Below are 17,073 nucleotides of genomic sequence, written 5' to 3' on the forward strand. Positions count from 1 at the left end.
GTGAGCGACCATGAGTAACCCCTGCGCGGTCATCGGTGTCGGTCAGACTCGCTACACGACCAAGCGGCACGACGTCTCCATCGCCGGCCTGGTCCGCGAGGCGGCCCTGCGCGCTCTCCAGGACGCGGGCCTGACCTGGAAGGACATCGACGCGGTGGTCATCGGTAAGGCGCCCGACCTGTTCGAGGGCGTGATGATGCCCGAGGCGTACCTGGCCGACGCGCTGGGCGCCGCGGGCAAGCCGATGATGCGGGTCCACACCGCGGGCTCGGTCGGCGGCTCCACCGCGCTGGTCGGTGCCTCGCTGATCCAGGGCGGCGTGCACGACCGGGTGCTGGTGGTGGCCTTCGAGAAGCAGTCGGAGTCCAACGCGACCTGGGCGCTCTCCACCCACCAGCCGTTCAGCGCCTCGCTGGTCGTCGGTGCGGGCGGCTACTTCGCCCCGCACATCCGCGAGTACATCCGCCGCTCCGGCGCCCCCGAGCACATCGGCCACCTGGTGGCCGTCAAGGACCGGCAGAACGCCCTGAAGAACCCGTATGCCCATCTGAGGATCCCCGGGATCAACCTGAAGATGGTCGAGTCGACCCCGATGCTCTGGGAGCCGATCCGCTATCTCGACACCTGCCCGTCCTCCGACGGTGCCTGCGCGATGGTGCTGTCCGCCGCCGACAAGCTCACCGACAGCACACCGGCCTGGGTCCTCGGCACCGCGATGCGCTCCGAGCCGATCTTCCGCGCGGGCCGCGACACGGTGAACCCGCAGGGTGGCAAGGACTGCGCGGCGGACGTCTACCGGCAGGCCGGGATCACCGACCCGCGCAGGGAGATCGACGTGGCGGAGGTGTACGTGCCCTTCTCCTGGTACGAGCCGATGTGGCTGGAGAACCTCGGTTTCGCCACCGAGGGGGAGGGCTGGAAGCTCACCGAGTCCGGGGCGACCGCGCTGGACGGCGACATTCCGTGGAACGCCTCGGGCGGCGTGCTGTCGAGCAACCCGATCGGTGCCTCCGGGCTGATCCGGTTCGCCGAGGCGGCGCTCCAGGTCAGGGGGATGGCGGGGGAGCACCAGGTGGACGGTGCCAGGCGGGCCCTCGGGCACGCGTACGGGGGAGGCGCCCAGTTCTTCGCGATGTGGATGGTCGGCAGCGACAGACCCTGATCCCCCCAGGAGGGCCCATGGAGTTCAACCACGCAGATCTGTTCGAGGGGATCGTGGACGCGGTTGGGGACCGCACCGCCGCCATCTGCGGCGATGATCGCCGGACCTACGCGGAACTGGACGCGGAGGCCAACCGGCTCGCGCATTATCTGCTCGACCGGGGCGTCTCGGCCGGGCAGCACGTGGGCATCCACCTCTACAACGGCGTCGAGTACCTGGTGGGGATGCTGGCCGCGCTCAAGATCCGGGCCGTGCCGATCAACGTGAACTACCGTTACGTCGAGGCCGAACTGCTCTACCTCTACCAGGACTCCGACATCGTGGCGCTCCTGTTCGATGTGGAGTTCGACGGCCGGGTGGCGGCCACCGCCCCACAGGTCCCGCGGCTCCGGCACCTGATCGCGGTGGGCGGGCCGTCCGGGGTCGAGACGGCGGTGCCGTACCAGGAGGCGCTGGCGGCCGGGTCACCGGAGCGGGGGTTCCCCGCGCGGTCCGGCGACGACGTCTACATCATCTACACCGGTGGCACGACCGGCATGCCCAAGGGCGTGATGTGGCGGGTCGAGGACCTGTTCTTCGCCTTCGGCGGCGGCAATCCGGGTGGGGAGCCGCGGGCCACGCCGGAGGAGGTGATCGAGGCGGCTGTGGCCTCCGGACCTGTCACCATGCTGGCGGCGGCCCCGCTGATGCACGGCGCGGCCCAGATGGCCACCTTCATCACCTGGTGGATGGGCGGAACCATGGTCTACGTCCGCAAGTTCGACGCGGCCGAGGTACTGCGCGCGATCGAGCGGGAGGGGGTCCTGACGATCAACATCACCGGCGACGCGATGGCCCGTCCGCTGATCGACGAGCTCGAGGGCGGCGGCTACGACCTGTCGTCGCTGTTCGTGCTCAGCTCCACCGGCGCCATCCTGACCGGCTCCCTCCGCGACCGCCTGGCGGAACTGCTGCCCGGCAGGATGATCCTGGACAACTTCGGGTCCAGCGAGTCCGGATACACCGCCTCGGCGATCCCCGGCTCCTCGCCCGAGTCGGGCCAGCGTTTCCAGGCCAACGTCGCGGTCAACCTGGCCGTGCTCAACGAGAGGCTGGAGCCGGTCAAGCCCGGCGGGGGTGAGCTGGGCATGGTCGCCAGGAGCGGCCGGATCGCCTCCGGCTACTACAAGGACGACGACAAGACCGGCAAGACCTTCGTGACCGACTCAGGCGGCGTGCGCTGGCTGCTCACCGGCGACATGGGCCAGGTCGAGGAGGACGGTACCATCGCGATCTTCGGGAGAGGTTCGGTCTGCATCAACACCGGCGGTGAGAAGGTGTTCCCCGAGGAGGTCGAGGCGGTGCTCAAGGGGCACCCGGCGGTCTTCGACGCGGTCGTCACCGGCATCCCCGACGAGCGCTGGGGCAGCCGGGTCGCCGCGGTGGTCGAACTCCGTCCCGGCGCGACCCCTTCGGTGGAGGACCTCGACGCGCACTGCCGGGCGAAGCTCTCCGGTTACAAGGTGCCCAGGACCTTCGCCTTCGTCGACGAGATGGTCCGCTCCCCGGCGGGCAAGGCCGACTACCGCTGGGCCAGGGAAACCGCCCAGGCCGCCCGGTCCTGACGGTCTTCACCCGGTGTCCCCGCCCGGGGAGCGGAAGTCACTCCGGTCAGCGGCGGGGTACGGTCCTGACGCTCTCGCCGGTGAGGTCGGAGCCGGCCGGCTCGTCGAGGGCGATCCACTTTCTGAATCCCGTCGCGGTCGGCGTCGTCGACGAGGTGCCGGAGGCCGGTCACCTGGCGAGGGTTGGCTGGATCGGCCGGCGAGCGCGTGGGACCGATCGCGACGACGAGGTGGGCGGAGCGGGCCGGTTCCAGCTCGCCTGTGACAGGCCGACGTTCTTGTGAACCGGATGGACGCCTGGTCCGTTCCAATGCTGTGATCCGCTTCCTGTTGGCCGCCGCCCTCCTCCTGGCCGGTTGCTCCAAGACCGCCGAGACCGCCGAGACCGGCAAGGCCGCCGAGACCAGTAAGACCGCCGAGACCGGCAAGGCCGCCGAGAGCGCCAAGCCGGCCTGGGCGCCGGGCGACCCCGTGATCCGGTTCTTGAGCTGCGGTCCGATGACGTGTGTCGGAGGTGACAGGCTGCGCGTCGGCGAGGACGGGCGGGCCGTCTCGCTGAGGGACGGGGAACTGGTCGTCGTCCGGCTCTCCACGGCCGAGCTGCGTGATCTGAGGTCCGAGCTCGTCGCGCTCCTGGCGTGGCGGGAGGGCACGATCGACCGTACCGGAGGGGCGAGCGACCAGCCTTTCAGCGTCGTCACCGTGGTGGATTCCGGCGGCGGGGTCCACGAGACCCGGCTGGAGGGGGGGCCGCTGGTGGAGGACGAGCGAATCTTCGCCGCCATCCAGCGCCTCTCGGCGCTGACCGACCGAGTCCGCACCACCGGCGAGCTGGACCTCACCGCGCCGATTGAGGTGACGCTGTACCAGGATGAGAACACCGACCCGGTACGGCGGGTGACCTGGCCTAGGGACGTGCCCACGCCGGCCCTGCCCACGCCTGACAGGTGGATCGTGTCCCAGGTCTACCGAGGGCAGGAGGCGAAGACGCTGCGGGCCGCCCTGGGGGCGGCCGAGGACAACGTGGAGGTAAGGATCGGGAAGCGGACGCTGATCGCCAGCTGGAAGGCTGAGCTTCCGTGATTCACGGAATATCCGGGGCGTTCTGTTATTGGTGAGATAATCAATGTCTCTCAGTTTTCGTCTGGGGTTATCAGTACGTGAAGCTGTCCGAATGGGCTCGCCGGAACGGGGTGCACTACCAAACCGCGTGGCAATGGGCCCGAAACAAAAAGCTGCCGAAGACCGACACGGGTATCGGGTCGGCACCCGTGAACGCTTTGGCGCAGCCGTGCGGCGGGAGTACGGCCAGGAGGCGTTCGGGAGGCCGTACATCGCACTGTGGACCAGTGGCCGGTGATCTTCACGGGTGAGCAGGCCGCCCGTCTGTGGGGCGGGACGCCGCCGGTGGCCGGCATACCGGGTTTCCACGAGCTCAAGGGCGTCCCGCACGAGGAGCCCCGGTTCTCGGAACACCGGTCGCGGACGGTCTGGGCGGCGTCGTCGATGAGGTGCCGGAGGCCGGCCATCCGGTGAGGGGAGCGCCGCCCCCGCGCCTGGATCCGAGACGGGCGGCCCCGCCCGAAGCCGCCGGGCCCGCTTGCAGCTGACTTGATCCCGCCCCGTGCGATGAGTCCAAACAGGTGGACCCGCCCTGGTCGTGCCGTTCCCAATCTGTTTCAAGCCGTTTCCAAGCGGACCTTGCTGTGCTTGTGGCGTCGGGCCGACATGGTAGGAGGTCCGACGACTGTGCCGAGGATTCCTGCGATTGCCGGCGGCCGCGCCTGCGGGAGGTTCGGCAAGTCAATGCGCCGGGTTGAAGGGACTGTTACAGCGATATGGACGGTACGGAGGAGCTTTCGGAGGCGACGGATGTCGTCATCATGGGAGCGGGGATCATCGGACTGCTCAACGCTCTGAGTCTCGCCAAGCGAGGTCTGCGGGTGACGATAGTCGACGACGTGGTTCGCCAGAAGCGGAGCTTCAAGGTTGGGGAGTCGTTTCTTGTCTCCACCGGTTTCGCGCGGACCGTCGGCGAGCTGGACGACTTCCTCAACGAGGAGTGCTTTACCAAGCTCGGTGTTTGGTTCACTTACGGCATGGAGGGAAAGAAGGAATTCGACTCTCCGGCGGAGTGGGTGATCGCGCCGCTGTCGGAGTACACCGTATCGCATCCTTCGGAGAGCCACGAGGACCACTATCTCTACCGGCTGGCCGACGACAAGAAGTGGTTCCGGTCGTTGACCGTTGATATGCAGATCTGCCGTCCGGAAACCGAGGACGTGCTTTTGAAGGTGGTGCGCGACCATCCTGGAATCGATTTCAAGGACAGTGCGCGTATTACCGACCCGGGCATATCCGACGGTGCCTTCCACACGGTCTCGTGGGCTGATTCCACAGCGAACACGAGCGGTCGACTGCGTGCTCGGTGGGTCGTTGACTGTTCCGGCCGGAACCGGGTGCTGGCGCGTTCCCTCGATCATGTCGCAGAGAAACGAGAACTCGTCGACGGCTTCCAGACGACGGCTCTCTGGGGTCAGTTCTCCGGGCTCGAAGAGGAGATGTTCGAACCCCTGTGGCGCTATCAAGACCCGGACGGGGCTTCGAGTCGCCGCGATCTGTACACCCTGCACCTGTGGGGTGAAGGATACTGGATCTGGATCATCCGCCTCTCCGGGCAACGCGTAAGCGTGGGGGTCACGTACGACCAAAGGTGCCAGCCGCCGGGAAAGACTCCCCGCGATAAATTCTGGGAGATAATCCGCCGCTACCCTGTTTTCGACGGAGTTCTCTCCGAGGAGACGCTGCTCGAGTTCCGGTCGTATCGCAACGTGCAGTATTTGACCGACACGTTCATACACCCGAGGCGCTATGCGATGGTGGGTGACGCCTCCTCGATCATCGACGCGTACTACAGTCAGGGAATCGGCCAGTCGTGCCAGACCTCATGGCATTTGGCGAACATCATCGAAAGGGATCTCAAGGAAGACCGCCTGGACACCCGATACATAAGGCGAGTCAACAGAAGCACATACCAGGACTGGCTCATTATCCGGAACATGGTCCGCGAGAAGTACACCCCGGCGATAGCCGATCCGCGCTTCTTCCTGCTCTCCCACATGCTCGATCTTCTGGTGATCTGGTCCAACGGCACCGCCAGGACCCGCTGGTGTCACTGGTTGAGCGCCACCGGTGGCCACAGCGCCCTTGAGGATCGCAGGACGGCCGCCAGTCGAAAATTCTGTGAGCGCCGGCTGTTCTACTCGAACGCCCCTATTTGGGGCTGGCTTCCCGTCGCATCGGTTCGTCGCTGGCAGGGACGCATGCAGGCGGGCTTGGCGGAGCGAGCCCGCTGGCGCGTCGAACACGGCGAGCGGGTCGCTGGAACGTACTGCCAGATATCGCTGACCCGCCCTTTCCCCCGCCTCTGGCGCGCTTTGCTGGCCGAGCCGACGAGGACCGTCGACGTCTCCTCGACCGACTACGTCTCACCGCGGGAGATCCGGCTGGGCAAGGCGAGGGAGTCACGTCTCAGGTTGCCGATCGGCACGTGGCGGCGATTCTCTCTCGTGCTGAAATTGCGTACCCACGCCCTGGCCCTGCTGATCATCGCTGGATACGCGGTCGACGCCGCGGACACCGCCGTGCGACGACGTCGGCACCGCAAAAGATTCGCGTCGCCGGAGAAGCTCGGTGCTGTGCACCCGGAATAGCCCGTCGGCGGTGACGGCACATGAGCGCGAATCGGCTGACCGTCGTCATCGCCGGGCCGTGGCCGTCCGCGTCGCCCCCCGCTGAGTCAACGACGGATCAGCCTCCTCACGCGTTTCCCTTCATTCGAAGCCAGACAAGTCAGAAATTCACGAAAGGCGAATGTTCGCATGCCCCTCACAACGAAAGTCGCCTACGTGCATCTGGGGCAGACCCATGATGAATTCCCAGAGGTGGCCGAGGCCCTGGAAGAGCGGGGAGTCTCCGCGGTCCCTGTCCATCTGGACGATATGGACAGTACCGACTGGGCGAGCTTTGACCTGGTCAACCTTAGAATGTGCCGCGGCTTCCAGAAGCACGACGACTTCGCCGAACGGGTCTCCGGGCTTGGCCGCCATATCGAGAAAATCAGCGGCCCCGGGGTCCTCGTCAACCCGTCCACACTGATTCCCAGCGGGTACGACAAGTCCGTCTACATTCCGATGCTGGAAAGCGCGGGCATCGCCACCGTGCCGACCAGATGGCTCCAGCGCGGCACTCCCGGCAGTCTGACGGACGTGATGGCAGCCGAGGGCTGGGAGGACGTCGTGGTGAAGCCCGCCGTCTCCTCGCGATCCTGGCGAACATTCCGGGCGAGCACTGGAAAGGTCGCCGACCGGCGGGGGGAGGACCATCACCTGCTGCCCGACGACGGGAAGGCGGAGCTGCTGTTCGAGGAACTGCTCGCCGAGCGCACCATCGGCGTACAGCCCTTCCTGCCTGGAATCCTCAGCGCCGGAGAAACCTCCTACATCTTCCTGGGGGGTGGTTTCAGTCATGCCGTCCACAAACGTGTCGCCGACGACGGCTGGTTCGCCCACGAACTCTTCGGAGGAACGATCGTCGCTGTCACACCGAAGCGCGCGGAGCTGGACTGGGCGACCCACGTCGTGAACACACTCACCGAGCATTATGGAGAGCTGCTCTTCGCCCGTGTCGACGCGCTGCCGGGTGATCTGGGAACCCCCGTCCTGCTGGAGTGTGAACTGGTCGTACCTCGCCTCTTCCTCCGAGAGGGTGACGGCCTGTCGCGCTATGCCGCGGAGGTCGCCGCTCGTGCCGGGGCCAACAGGGCGGCGCGCGGCTGAGCGCGGCGAGGGTCACGTGGCGGTACGAGAGCCGGATACCGGCCTCCCGTCGAAGGCCGCCCTTCCGTGAATCGGGGGATGTCCGGTGTACTGGGGTCGGTGCCGTTGAATGTCTTGGAAGCCGTCGCGCGTTGGGTGGCTCCGACGAGGGAAAGCGCTTACCGTAAGAGGGGCGCCCCCGCGGCGTGACAGGCGTCATTGAAGAAAGGCTCTCGTGTTGATCCACTCGGTTGACCCCAGGACCGGCGAGCCCGCCGGGGACCCCTACCCGCTGACCTCGGACGGCGAGGTGGACGCGGTCGTCGGAGCCGCCCGCGCGGCGGGACCCGCCTGGCGTTCCGCCGACCGGGCGCCGGTGCTTGAGGCGGTCGCGGCGGCGCTGGAGACGAACGTCGAGGAGCTCTGGCGGGCCGCCGACGCCGAGACCGCGCTCGGGGAGACCCGGCTCCGCGGCGAGGTGGGGCGGGCCGCGGGCCAGTTCCGGCTCTTCGCCCAGGTGTTGCGGGACGGCGGGCACGTGGAGGCAGTGATCGACCACGCGACGGCCCAGCCGCCGGTCCCCGACCTGCGGCGGATGAACCACCCGCTGCCCGGCGTGGCCGGTGTCTTCGCGGCGAGCAACTTCCCGTTCGCCTTCTCGGTCGCGGGCGGTGACACCGCCTCGGCGCTGGCCGCCGGATGCCCGGTGGTGGTCAAGGCGCACGACGGGCACCCGGGCACCTCGGAGCTGTCGCAGAAGATCATCCAGAGCGCGCTGCCCGATCCGGCACTCCTGGGCCTGGTCCGCGGGCTCGACGCGGGAAAGCGGCTGGCCACGCACCCTTCCGTGGTGGCCGTGGGGTTCACCGGCTCCGTCCCCGGGGGCAAGGCCGTCCAGGCTCTCATCGCCGAGCGCCCGGAACCCATCCCGTTCTACGGCGAGCTGGGCAGCGTCAACCCCGTCGTCGTGCTGCCCTCGGCCGACCGCGAAGGGCTCGCCCAGGGGTTCGCCGCCTCGCTGACCCTCGGCACCGGTCAGTTCTGCACCAACCCCGGACTGGTCTTCGTCCCTGACGACACCGAGCTCCTGACCTCCATCTCCGAGGCGGTCTCCGCGACCGCGGGCGGGCCGATGCTCACCGAGCGGATCCGGGGCGGCTTCCTGCACGGGCTGGCCAGGCTCGGCAAGCTCACCACGCTGGCCGAGGGGCAGCCGGGCGAGGGGGCCTTCGCGGTGGCGCCGCAGGTGTTCGTCACCGATCTGGCGTCGTTCGCCGACGCCCTGCCCGACATCGCCGAGGAGTGCTTCGGCCCGGTCTCCGTCGTCGTGGTCTACGGCGACGCGGCGGAGCTGCCCGCCGTACTGGAGAGGCTGGACGGCTCGCTGACCGCCACGATCCACGCCACCGACCCCGGCGAGGCGCGGGAGAGCGCCGAGGTGCTGCTCAGGAAGGCGGGCCGGCTGATCTGGAACGGCTGGCCGACCGGTGTCGCGGTCCGCTGGGCCATGCACCACGGCGGCCCCTGGCCCGCGAGTACGGCCGCCGCGCACACCTCGGTCGGCGCCGCCGCGATCCGCAGGTGGCTGGTCCCCACCGCCTACCAGGACTGGCCGGCCGAGCTGCTCCCAGCCGAGCTGCGTGACGACAACCCCCTCGGCATCCCCCGCCGGGTCGACGGGATCCTCGTCGAGGGGCGCGCCTGACGCGCCGGCGGACCCGGGCGGCTCATGACTCACGAGCCGCCCGGGTCCGCCGTGGTCGGCGGGGGTCCGTGAGGGCCTAGCCGATCTTGCCCGAGCCCGCGTGCCGGGAGACGGACTTGTGCACCGCCGGGGCCGGTTCGATCGCGGTGTGCAGGGTGGGGGTCCAGCCCGCGTCCGTGCCGAAGCCGGGGTCGTGGGCGGCGTTGTAGGCGGCGACGAGGTCGAGGGGGGTGACGGGCCCGCCGACGCGGAGCACGTTCCCCCTGGCGGTGAGGGAGGTGCCGCCCCAGTTGTAGAGGAGGTTCGCCGGAGCCACGGCCCGGCTCAGCCGGAAGAAGTTGTTCTCGGCGAAGATCTGCGACTGCACGCCCACGCCGAGGGCGTACACGAAGGTCGAGGCGTCCGGGATCTCGTAGTAGTTGTTGTAGACGTGCACCTGGCCGAAGCGCACGCGGGGCAGCCGCTGGAGCGTGTTGTCGAAGTGGTTGTGGTGGACGGTGACCTTCAGCTTGCCCGCGTCGGTCGCCGGGTTGTTGGTCGAGCCGATCAGCATCGTCTTGTCATGGTCGGCGAACCGGTTCCAGGAGGCCGTCACGTAGTTGGAGCCGTTGGTGATGTCGAGCTGCCCGTCGTGAACCTGGTAGGGCCTGCCAAAGTACAGCGGCTGGCTCGAGTCCGGGTTGTCGCCGTCGGTGAAGGTGTTGTGGTCCACCCACACGTGCGTCGAGCCGGTCACCGAGATGTTGTCGTAGAGGGAGTTCCAGTTGCCCTCGTCGCCGTCGGTCGGGTCCCACTGCGGGAAGCAGTCGGCGGTGTCCTCGAAGTCGATGTTGCGGACGATGACGTTGTCCGCCTTGTCGATGTGCAGGTTGACGCCCCGGATGCGCGCGTCCTTGCCGAGGCCGACGATCGTGGTGTTCGAACCGACCTTGAGCTTGATGTCGGTGGTCTGCCTGGCGGCCGAGGCGGCCCGCGCGTCCTCCAGCGGGCCCGAGGGCTCGGTGTCCCTGCCCCACACCGCGGGGTCGTACGCGGCGAGGTAGGCCTCCAGCGTGTAGCCGCCGGTCGCGTAGTCCGCGCAGGTCCTGTCGGTGTCGATGGTGCCCTTCACGTAAATGATCTTCGGCGAGGGCGCGGCGAGCGCGGCGGCCAGCTGGGCCCGGGTGGACACGGTGTGCGTGTTCGACGCCGGCGCGGCGGCACCGCCGGTGGTTCCGGTGCCCTCGGCGGCCCAGCCGTCGTTCGCGGGCAGGGTCTGGCGGCCCAGGTCCGCCTTCCGTCCGGCGGGCGAGGCGGTGGGGGTCTCCGAGACGGCGGCGGATGCGGCCGGGGCGGTGAGAACCGCCAGGGAGAGCAGGGTGGTGAGCGCGACGGCTCGTTTCATGGTGATTCCTCCACAGGTCAGGTGGGAGGGGAGGCTCCGTGAGAACCCCGAGAGCCTTCCGGAATGGCGGAGGCGGGCGCGCCCAGGTCAGGGATGGGAGCGCCCGCCCCCGATGGTCAGGCTCAGCCGCCGTTACGCTGCTTGTACGACGCCTGGGCCTCCGTCAGCTTGGCCGCGAACGCGTCCAGGAAGTCCTTGGGGGACAGGGCACCCTGCAGGACCTTCTGGAACTCCGGCTCCATGTCGGTCTTGGTGATCGCGTTGAACTCCGGCAGGTGGTAGGGCATCTGCACGATCTTCGTCGCCGGGTCGTTGAGCACCTTGACCGCCGCGGCGATGTGCTGCAGCCCCGCGATCCACGGCTCGTCGTTGACGTCGGTGTTGGCCGGGAGCACGCCGGTCTGCTCCGACCAGTAGCTGTTCATCTCCTTGGAGGCGGCGAACTCCGCGAACTTGTACGCGGCGTCCTTCTTCTCGCCGGAGGCGAACACGCCGATGCCCGAGACCGGGTTGGACAGGATCGCCTGGACGCCGCTGTCGGACTTGGGCACGGGCATGGCCGCCACGTTGCCCGCGCCGATCGTCTTGACGTGGTCCTGGTACGACCCCAGGTTGTGCTGCATGATCGCGATGTTGCCGCCGTCGAACTGGGCGACCATCTTCGTGTAGTCGTTGCTGATGTCGGCCTCGGGCGTGACCTTCTTGTACAGCCCGGCCAGCTTCGTGAGGGCCGCCACGTTCCTCGGGTCGTTGACCGTGGACCTTCCCGAGGCGTCGAAGATCTCGGTGATGCCGGACTGGCCGTACACCACCTCCAGCATCTGCGCGATCGAGCCCGCCCCGCCGCGGATGGTGAAGCCGTAGCGGTTCCTGGCGGTGTCGGTCAGCTTCCCGGTGGCGGTGAAGAAGTCGTTCCAGGTCGTGGGCGTCTTGAGGCCGGCCTCCTTGAACCAGTCGGTCCTGTACCAGAAAACACCCATATTTGTGGACATCGGAACCAGGTAGGTCTTGCCGTCGGGCACGGTGCCCTTGACCGTGCTCACGACCTGCTCGTTCAGCTTGCCGTTCAGCGCGCCACCGGAGATCCGGGCGTCCACCGGCTCCAGCGCCTTCTGCGCCACCAGGCTCGACAGCATCGCGGTGGAGACGCCGCCCACGTCGGGCAGGCCGCCTCCGGCGATCGCGGTGTCATACTTCTGCTGCGTCTGGGCGATCGGGATGCCGACGTACTTCACCTCGATGGACGGGTTCGCCTTCTGGAACTCGGCGATGATGTGCTGCCACACCGGGGTACGCGCCGGGCCGCCGTTGTCGTCCCAGAAGGTGATCGTGGTCTTCCCGCCGGAGGACTCCGGCTCCTCCGCGCCGCACGCGGCAAGCCCGGTGCCGAGCGTCAAGGCCGTGGCCAGGATCGCCAGGCGCTTTGAGCGTGAAGTCATTGCTCTTCCACCTCTCTGTGTCGTGTCCCCCGACATTGCTTGACGGTATGGGTGCCGAACTCCGCCCGAGGCGCTCTGTTGTCCCGGGTCGGTTACATCGCGTGAGATGTCGTCTCGCCCCTGGCCCGTCACCAGGCAACCTCCGCGGCGAGCGCCGCCGCGTCGCCGGGGCCCAGCCGCCCGTCCGCGACGACGGTGACGATCCTTCGCCGCAGGGTGCCCTCGATGAGCAGCGGCGTGTCCCAGGCGAGGGCGGGCCCGGCGCCCGGGTACTCCACGACCCGGACGAACCAGGGATCGTCCCGCTGGACGAAGACCAGGGTCCAGTCCGCCGAGGCCATGGCCAGCCACGGGGCCGTCGACCCGTGCACCGCGTCCTCGCCCTCGGCGTCCGCCGTGAAGACCTGGCGGCCGGCGGCCGTCCCCGGCGCCCGCCAGAAGAAACCGCCGTACCCGGCTCCCGCGCGGCCCTTGGTGGCCGAACTCCTGACGGGCAGCGGCTCGCCGGTGAGGTTCGTCAGCGTGAACGACATGTCGAGCGCCCAGCAACCGCCCAGCTCCACCACCCGCACGCTCCGCGCCTCGCGGGCCGTCTCGACGCCGTCAGGGCCCTCCCAGGCCAGCGACTCCCCGAACCCGGAGGAGTCGCGCCAGGAGAATCCGAGATGCCGCTGCGTGCCGTGGTCGCCGAGCCAGGTGGGACCGGCGTCGCGGACGTAGGTGCGCCCGCCCCAGAAGTTGCCCCCGCCCAGGTCGGAGATCGCGATGCTCACTCCCAGGTGGTGCACGTGGTCTTCTGGCGCGACCTCGGTCACGGTCGTACCGCCGAGGGTGCGCACCGGGTGCAGGTACGGCCGGGGCGACGACGTCGGCGGCAGCTCCGGCGCCACGACGTACTCGGCGACCTGTCGCCCGTGCGCCACGAGCACCGGCCGCAAGGCGTCGCCCCGGAGCGGTTGCCGCGCCCCGTCGCCCAGGCCGGGAACCGTCCGTCCCGCGGTGACTCCCTCCGTACGGCGGAGGCGCCCGCTCCAGGGCACCCGCAGTTCCGAGTAGAGCGCCAGCCGCTCCGCGCTCGACGCCGTCACCTCGGCGATCCTGGGCAGCACCCGGCGCTCCGCACCGACCTCCTGGAACACGTCCGGTATGGCGGTGGGCTCGGGCGCCAGCCGGACCGCCTCCAGGACGCGCATGAAACCCCGGGTCCGCTCCAGCGGTACGAGCAGCTCCGCGCCGTCGCGGATGTGCGCGACGAGGTTCTCCAGCAGATCGGTCCTCGGGTGTACGGCCGAGGTCCCGTCGAACTCGACCCGGTCCTCGGTGTAGGTCAGCCTGATCCGTCCCTCCTCGCCGTGCACGATCAGGTACGGCTCGTGCCGCCGATCCGCGCAGAGCGAGACCGCGACGGTCACCACGGTCCCGTCGTCCATCCGCATCCGCACGGATGAGGTGTCGTCCGCCTCGATCGCGTTGGCCCGGTAGAGCTCGACCTCGACCTGTCCCACCTCCGCCCCGGAGATGGCCAGCGCGGTCGCGGTCGCGTGCGCGAGCGGGTTGGTGAGGGCGCCGTCCACCACGGGCACGCCGCCGACCTCGCGCCTGCCGGCCCACGGCACCCGGCTGTAGTAGGTGTAGGGGCGCTCCCACGCGCCCGCGGCACCGATCCCGGTGACCCGGCCGATCGCTCCCTCGGCGACCATCCGCCGGATCGCGGGGATCGCCTCCGAGCCCAGGCTCTGGAACCCCACCTGGCAGGCGAGCCCGGTCTCGGCGACCACCGCGGCGATCCGCTCGTAGTCGGCGTAGGTCGCGGCGGGTGGCTTCTCCAGCAGCACGTGCGAGCCGGCGCGCAGTGCCCGCTCCGCCAGCTCCGCGTGGGTGTGGATGGGCGTGCACAGGATCGTCACCTCGGCGGAGGTACGCCCGATCAGCCCGGCCAGGTCGCCGGAGAACTCCACCCCGGCGGGCAGCTCGTCGGCCGGCCGCACGTCGCACACCCCGACCAGCTCGACCAGCCCGGCCTCGGTCAGCCGCCGCACGTTCGACAGGTGCCACCAGCCGTGCCCGTGCGCCCCGGCCAGCACCACGCGAACCGGTTCCATCAGGTCACCTCCATCGCAGTCCAAGGCCCCGGTGGTCTCCGGCGCGCAACTCGCCCTTCTCCACCGAGACCGGGTAGGGCTCTTCGATCAGGCCGAGCGCCGCGAAGGAGGCGTCCTCGACCTCCTCGGTCATGCACGGCAGCGGCAGGGCCAGGGCGAGCTGCCCGGAGATCTCCGGCAGCAGGTGCGGGTAGACGGGCACCCCGAACGTCCTGGCCAGCTCGGCGATCCTGAGCAGCGGGGTGATCCCGCCGACCCGCACCACGTTCGGCTGCAGGACGTCGCAGGCCCCGGCGAGGAGCAGGTCCCGGAAGTCGTAGACGGAGTAGGCGCTCTCTCCCACGGCGATCGGGACCTCGACGCAGGAGCGGAGCCGGGCCTGCCCGGTCACGTCGTCGGCGGGCAGCGGCTCCTCCACCCAGTGCAGTCCGTACTCCGCCAGGGCGGCGATCGCCCGCCGGGCCCGAGGCAGGTCCCAGCGCTGGTTGGCGTCCACCATGAGCAGCGTGTCCGGCCCGATCACCTCGCGGACCGCGGCGACCCGCGCCACGTCCTCGGCCAGCGAGTCGCGGCCCACCTTGACCTTGACCGCCGGGTGGCCCGCGGCCCGCCACCGCCCGGCCTGCGCGACGAGTTCCTCCATCGAGTAGTGCAGGTTCACGCCGCTGCCGTACACCGGCACGCTGTCACGGCGCCGCCCGAGCGTGTCGACCAGTCCCGCCTCGCCGCAGCGCAGGTCCCACAGCGCCAGGTCGACCCCGGCCATCGCGATCGTGGTGAGCCCGCCGCCGCCCGCCTCGCGCAGGTGCCGCCAGAGCCGGTCCCAGACGACCTCCGGGTGCGGCTCCAGGCCGACGACGGCCTCGCCGATCTCGCCGTCCAGCAGGGCCCGTACCGCCCGGGCCCCGATCTGCGGGGTCCAGGAGAACCCGGTCCCGCTCCGTCCGTCGGCCAGCGTCAGCCGTACGACGACCACGTGGTTGGCGGGCACGTCGGCACCCCACGGCCGCGGCAGCGCCACGGTCCGCAGCGTCGCCTCCAGGGAGGTGATCACTGGCCGCGCGGTCATCGGCCGCTCACCGCCCGATCAGGGCCAGGCCGGACTTGATCAGCCCGGCGAGCTCCGCCACGTGCTCGGCAGAGGGGTCGACCAGCGGCGGTCGTACCCCGCCGACATCCAGGCCGCGGTGCCGTACCCCGGCCTTGACCAGCGAGACCGCGTAACCGGGAACCCGGTCGCGGAGCCGGACCAGGGGGGCGTAGAACTCCCTGATCAGCCGCTCGTCGCCGCCCAGATAGGCGGTGGCGATCTCGGGGGCGAAGCAGAAGACCGCGCTGGAGTACAGCTCCACCCCGATGCCGCGGTAGGCCGGCATGGTCAGCTCGGCCGTCGGCAGGCCGTTGAAGAACAGGAAGCCGGGCCGTTCCTCCCGCACCGCCAGCACCGTCCGCTGCATGCGGTCGATGTCGCCGACGCCGTCCTTGATCCCGATCACACCGGGGATCCGGGACAGCTCGACCGCCTGCTCGGGGGCCAGTACCACCGAGCCGCGCTGGTAGATGATCGTGGGCAGCACCCCGGCGACCGCCGAGACGTACGCCGAGTAGCCCTCGCGCGTACCGTTCACCAGGTAGGGCGGCATGAGCAGCAGCCCGTCGGCGCCCGCGTCCCTGGCCGCCCTGGCCTGGGCGAGCGCGGTGCCGATCGGCCCTCCCGCTCCCGCCAGCACCGGCACCCGGCCGTTCACGGTCTCGGCCGCGACCCGCACCGCCTCGGCGTGCTCCGCCTCCGAGAGCGCGGAGAACTCGCCGGTTCCGCAGGCCACGAAGACCCCGCCGGGACCGTGCTCCAGCCCGCGCCCCACATGCTCGGCCAGTACGTCACCGGCCACCGAGCCGTCGGCGCGGAACGGGGTGACGGGAAAGAACAGCACTCCGCTGAGGTTCATCACAGGGCTCCAATCTCGGTGCGCCAGCTCCGCTTCGCCTGCCAGCCGAGCAGTCGCCCGGCCTTGGCCGAGGAGAAGGCAGGCGTCGAGCCGGTCAGTTTCTCCGCGAGTCCGGCGGTCGCGGGGTTGACGCGGGGGAGGAGTTCGGCCAGCGGCTCGCGGGCCAGCGCGTCGGCCGCGCCCGCGAAGAACACCTCGCCGCTCGGCAGTTCGGGCAGCCTGTCCAGCAGGGTCAGCACCATGTCGGAGGCGTCACGGGCGTCGATGTAGTTGAACAGCGACGTCCCCGCGATCTCCGGCCGGTCCAGCCGTTCGGCGATCGTGTGCCCCGACTGGGTGGGCGCGCCCGCCCACTCCTCCGGGGCGACGACGAAGCAGGGCCGCACGGCCGCGAACCTCGCCTTCGAACTGCGCGCGAACGTGGCCATCACCTGCTCGGCGACCAGCTTGGACAGGCTGTAGGCGTTCCACGGCGCGACCGGATGGTCCTCGTCGAGCGGCAGGTAGGAGGGCACCCAGCGGTCCGTGCCGTACCCGATGACCGTGGGGCTGCTGGCGACCACGATCCGCTCGACCCCGACCCCGGCGGCCGCCTCGCAGACGTTGAACGCCAGCTGGGTGTTGACCCGGTAGGTGAAGGCGTCGGTCCTGCTGAACGGGGTGGCGATCGCGGCCAGGTGCACCACGGCGTCCGGCCGGAACCTGGCCATCACCTCGAAGGACTCACCCAGGTCCGTCAGGTCGGCGGGGAGCACCGTGGCGGCCGCCGAGGGGGTGCCCGGCGCGGTGTCCACGCCGATCACCTCGTGTCCGGCGTCGGCCAGCGCGGTGACCACGCTCCGGCCCAGCCGCCCGGCGCTCCCGGTGACGAGAGTTCGTGTCATCGGTCGCTCACCGTTCCTTAGTCGACA

General features: G+C 69.7%; 13 protein-coding genes. 7 read left to right on the forward strand and 6 right to left on the reverse strand.

What is annotated here, in order from left to right; all coding sequences use genetic code 11:
• Positions 1-10: 10 nt before the first annotated feature.
• From ACWD3H_RS15910 to ACWD3H_RS15940, 7 genes are all read left to right on the forward strand, one after another.
• A complete protein-coding gene (locus tag ACWD3H_RS15910; RefSeq protein WP_355551957.1) occupies positions 11-1,162 on the forward strand; it encodes a thiolase domain-containing protein in 1,152 nt (383 codons plus the stop codon).
• A 17-nt stretch (positions 1,163-1,179) separates the two neighbouring features.
• Positions 1,180-2,766 carry an acyl-CoA synthetase gene (locus ACWD3H_RS15915; RefSeq protein WP_451955477.1) on the forward strand — a complete coding sequence of 529 codons (1,587 nt, stop codon included), beginning with the start codon at positions 1,180-1,182 and terminating at the stop codon, positions 2,764-2,766.
• Positions 2,767-2,846: 80 nt separating this feature from the next.
• A complete protein-coding gene (locus ACWD3H_RS15920; protein WP_451955478.1) occupies positions 2,847-3,050 on the forward strand; it encodes a hypothetical protein in 204 nt (67 codons plus the stop codon).
• Positions 3,051-3,081: 31 nt separating this feature from the next.
• Positions 3,082-3,849 carry a hypothetical protein gene (locus ACWD3H_RS15925; RefSeq protein WP_451955479.1) on the forward strand — a complete coding sequence of 256 codons (768 nt, stop codon included), beginning with the start codon at positions 3,082-3,084 and terminating at the stop codon, positions 3,847-3,849.
• A gap of 755 nt (positions 3,850-4,604) precedes the next feature.
• Entirely contained in the window at positions 4,605-6,479 is a 1,875-nt protein-coding gene (locus ACWD3H_RS15930) for an NAD(P)/FAD-dependent oxidoreductase (RefSeq protein ID WP_451955480.1), read from the forward strand.
• A 168-nt stretch (positions 6,480-6,647) separates the two neighbouring features.
• Positions 6,648-7,604 (forward strand): ATP-grasp domain-containing protein, encoded by a 957-nt coding sequence (locus tag ACWD3H_RS15935; RefSeq protein ID WP_451955481.1) that lies wholly within the window; start codon positions 6,648-6,650, stop codon positions 7,602-7,604.
• A 214-nt stretch (positions 7,605-7,818) separates the two neighbouring features.
• The gene (locus tag ACWD3H_RS15940; protein ID WP_451955482.1) at positions 7,819-9,288 is read left to right on the forward strand and encodes an aldehyde dehydrogenase (NADP(+)); all 1,470 of its coding nucleotides are present in this window, start codon (positions 7,819-7,821) and stop codon (positions 9,286-9,288) included.
• A gap of 76 nt (positions 9,289-9,364) precedes the next feature.
• Here ACWD3H_RS15940 and ACWD3H_RS15945 read toward each other — a convergent pair whose 3' ends face one another.
• The 6 genes from ACWD3H_RS15945 to ACWD3H_RS15970 all read right to left on the reverse strand — a co-directional run bounded on the left by ACWD3H_RS15945 (position 9,365) and on the right by ACWD3H_RS15970 (position 17,046).
• Complete coding sequence (locus tag ACWD3H_RS15945; RefSeq protein WP_451955483.1) at positions 9,365-10,672, reverse strand: pectate lyase family protein; 1,308 nt, start codon at positions 10,670-10,672, stop codon at positions 9,365-9,367.
• 122 nt (positions 10,673-10,794) lie between these two features.
• Complete coding sequence (locus ACWD3H_RS15950) at positions 10,795-12,111, reverse strand: ABC transporter substrate-binding protein (RefSeq protein ID WP_451955484.1); 1,317 nt, start codon at positions 12,109-12,111, stop codon at positions 10,795-10,797.
• A 128-nt stretch (positions 12,112-12,239) separates the two neighbouring features.
• Positions 12,240-14,213: a DUF6807 family protein gene (locus tag ACWD3H_RS15955; RefSeq protein ID WP_451955485.1), complete on the reverse strand. Its 1,974-nt coding sequence runs from the start codon at positions 14,211-14,213 to the stop codon at positions 12,240-12,242.
• A gap of 4 nt (positions 14,214-14,217) precedes the next feature.
• A complete protein-coding gene (locus tag ACWD3H_RS15960; RefSeq protein ID WP_451955486.1) occupies positions 14,218-15,282 on the reverse strand; it encodes a mandelate racemase/muconate lactonizing enzyme family protein in 1,065 nt (354 codons plus the stop codon).
• A 7-nt stretch (positions 15,283-15,289) separates the two neighbouring features.
• Positions 15,290-16,162 (reverse strand): 5-dehydro-4-deoxyglucarate dehydratase, encoded by an 873-nt coding sequence (locus ACWD3H_RS15965; RefSeq protein ID WP_451955487.1) that lies wholly within the window; start codon positions 16,160-16,162, stop codon positions 15,290-15,292.
• A complete protein-coding gene (locus tag ACWD3H_RS15970; RefSeq protein ID WP_355551914.1) occupies positions 16,162-17,046 on the reverse strand; it encodes an NAD-dependent epimerase/dehydratase family protein in 885 nt (294 codons plus the stop codon). The genes ACWD3H_RS15965 and ACWD3H_RS15970 overlap by 1 nt, the downstream gene beginning before the upstream one ends.
• Between the last annotated feature and the right edge of the window lie 27 nt (positions 17,047-17,073).

The organism is Streptosporangium sp. NPDC002607 (genome assembly GCF_053592655.1).

Excerpts from the sequence above, each read along its gene's own strand:
- ACWD3H_RS15945 (WP_451955483.1), bottom strand. The coding sequence starts at position 10,672 with ATGAAACGAGCCGTCGCGCTCACCACCCTGCTCTCCCTGGCGGTTCTC.
- ACWD3H_RS15955 (WP_451955485.1), bottom strand. The coding sequence starts at position 14,213 with ATGGAACCGGTTCGCGTGGTGCTGGCCGGGGCGCACGGGCACGGCTGG.
- ACWD3H_RS15915 (WP_451955477.1), top strand. The coding sequence starts at position 1,180 with ATGGAGTTCAACCACGCAGATCTGTTCGAGGGGATCGTGGACGCGGTT.
- ACWD3H_RS15960 (WP_451955486.1), bottom strand. The coding sequence starts at position 15,282 with ATGACCGCGCGGCCAGTGATCACCTCCCTGGAGGCGACGCTGCGGACC.
- ACWD3H_RS15910 (WP_355551957.1), top strand. The coding sequence starts at position 11 with ATGAGTAACCCCTGCGCGGTCATCGGTGTCGGTCAGACTCGCTACACG.
- ACWD3H_RS15935 (WP_451955481.1), top strand. The coding sequence starts at position 6,648 with ATGCCCCTCACAACGAAAGTCGCCTACGTGCATCTGGGGCAGACCCAT.
- ACWD3H_RS15965 (WP_451955487.1), bottom strand. The coding sequence starts at position 16,162 with ATGAACCTCAGCGGAGTGCTGTTCTTTCCCGTCACCCCGTTCCGCGCC.
- ACWD3H_RS15950 (WP_451955484.1), bottom strand. The coding sequence starts at position 12,111 with ATGACTTCACGCTCAAAGCGCCTGGCGATCCTGGCCACGGCCTTGACG.
- ACWD3H_RS15970 (WP_355551914.1), bottom strand. The coding sequence starts at position 17,046 with ATGACACGAACTCTCGTCACCGGGAGCGCCGGGCGGCTGGGCCGGAGC.
- ACWD3H_RS15930 (WP_451955480.1), top strand. The coding sequence starts at position 4,605 with ATGGACGGTACGGAGGAGCTTTCGGAGGCGACGGATGTCGTCATCATG.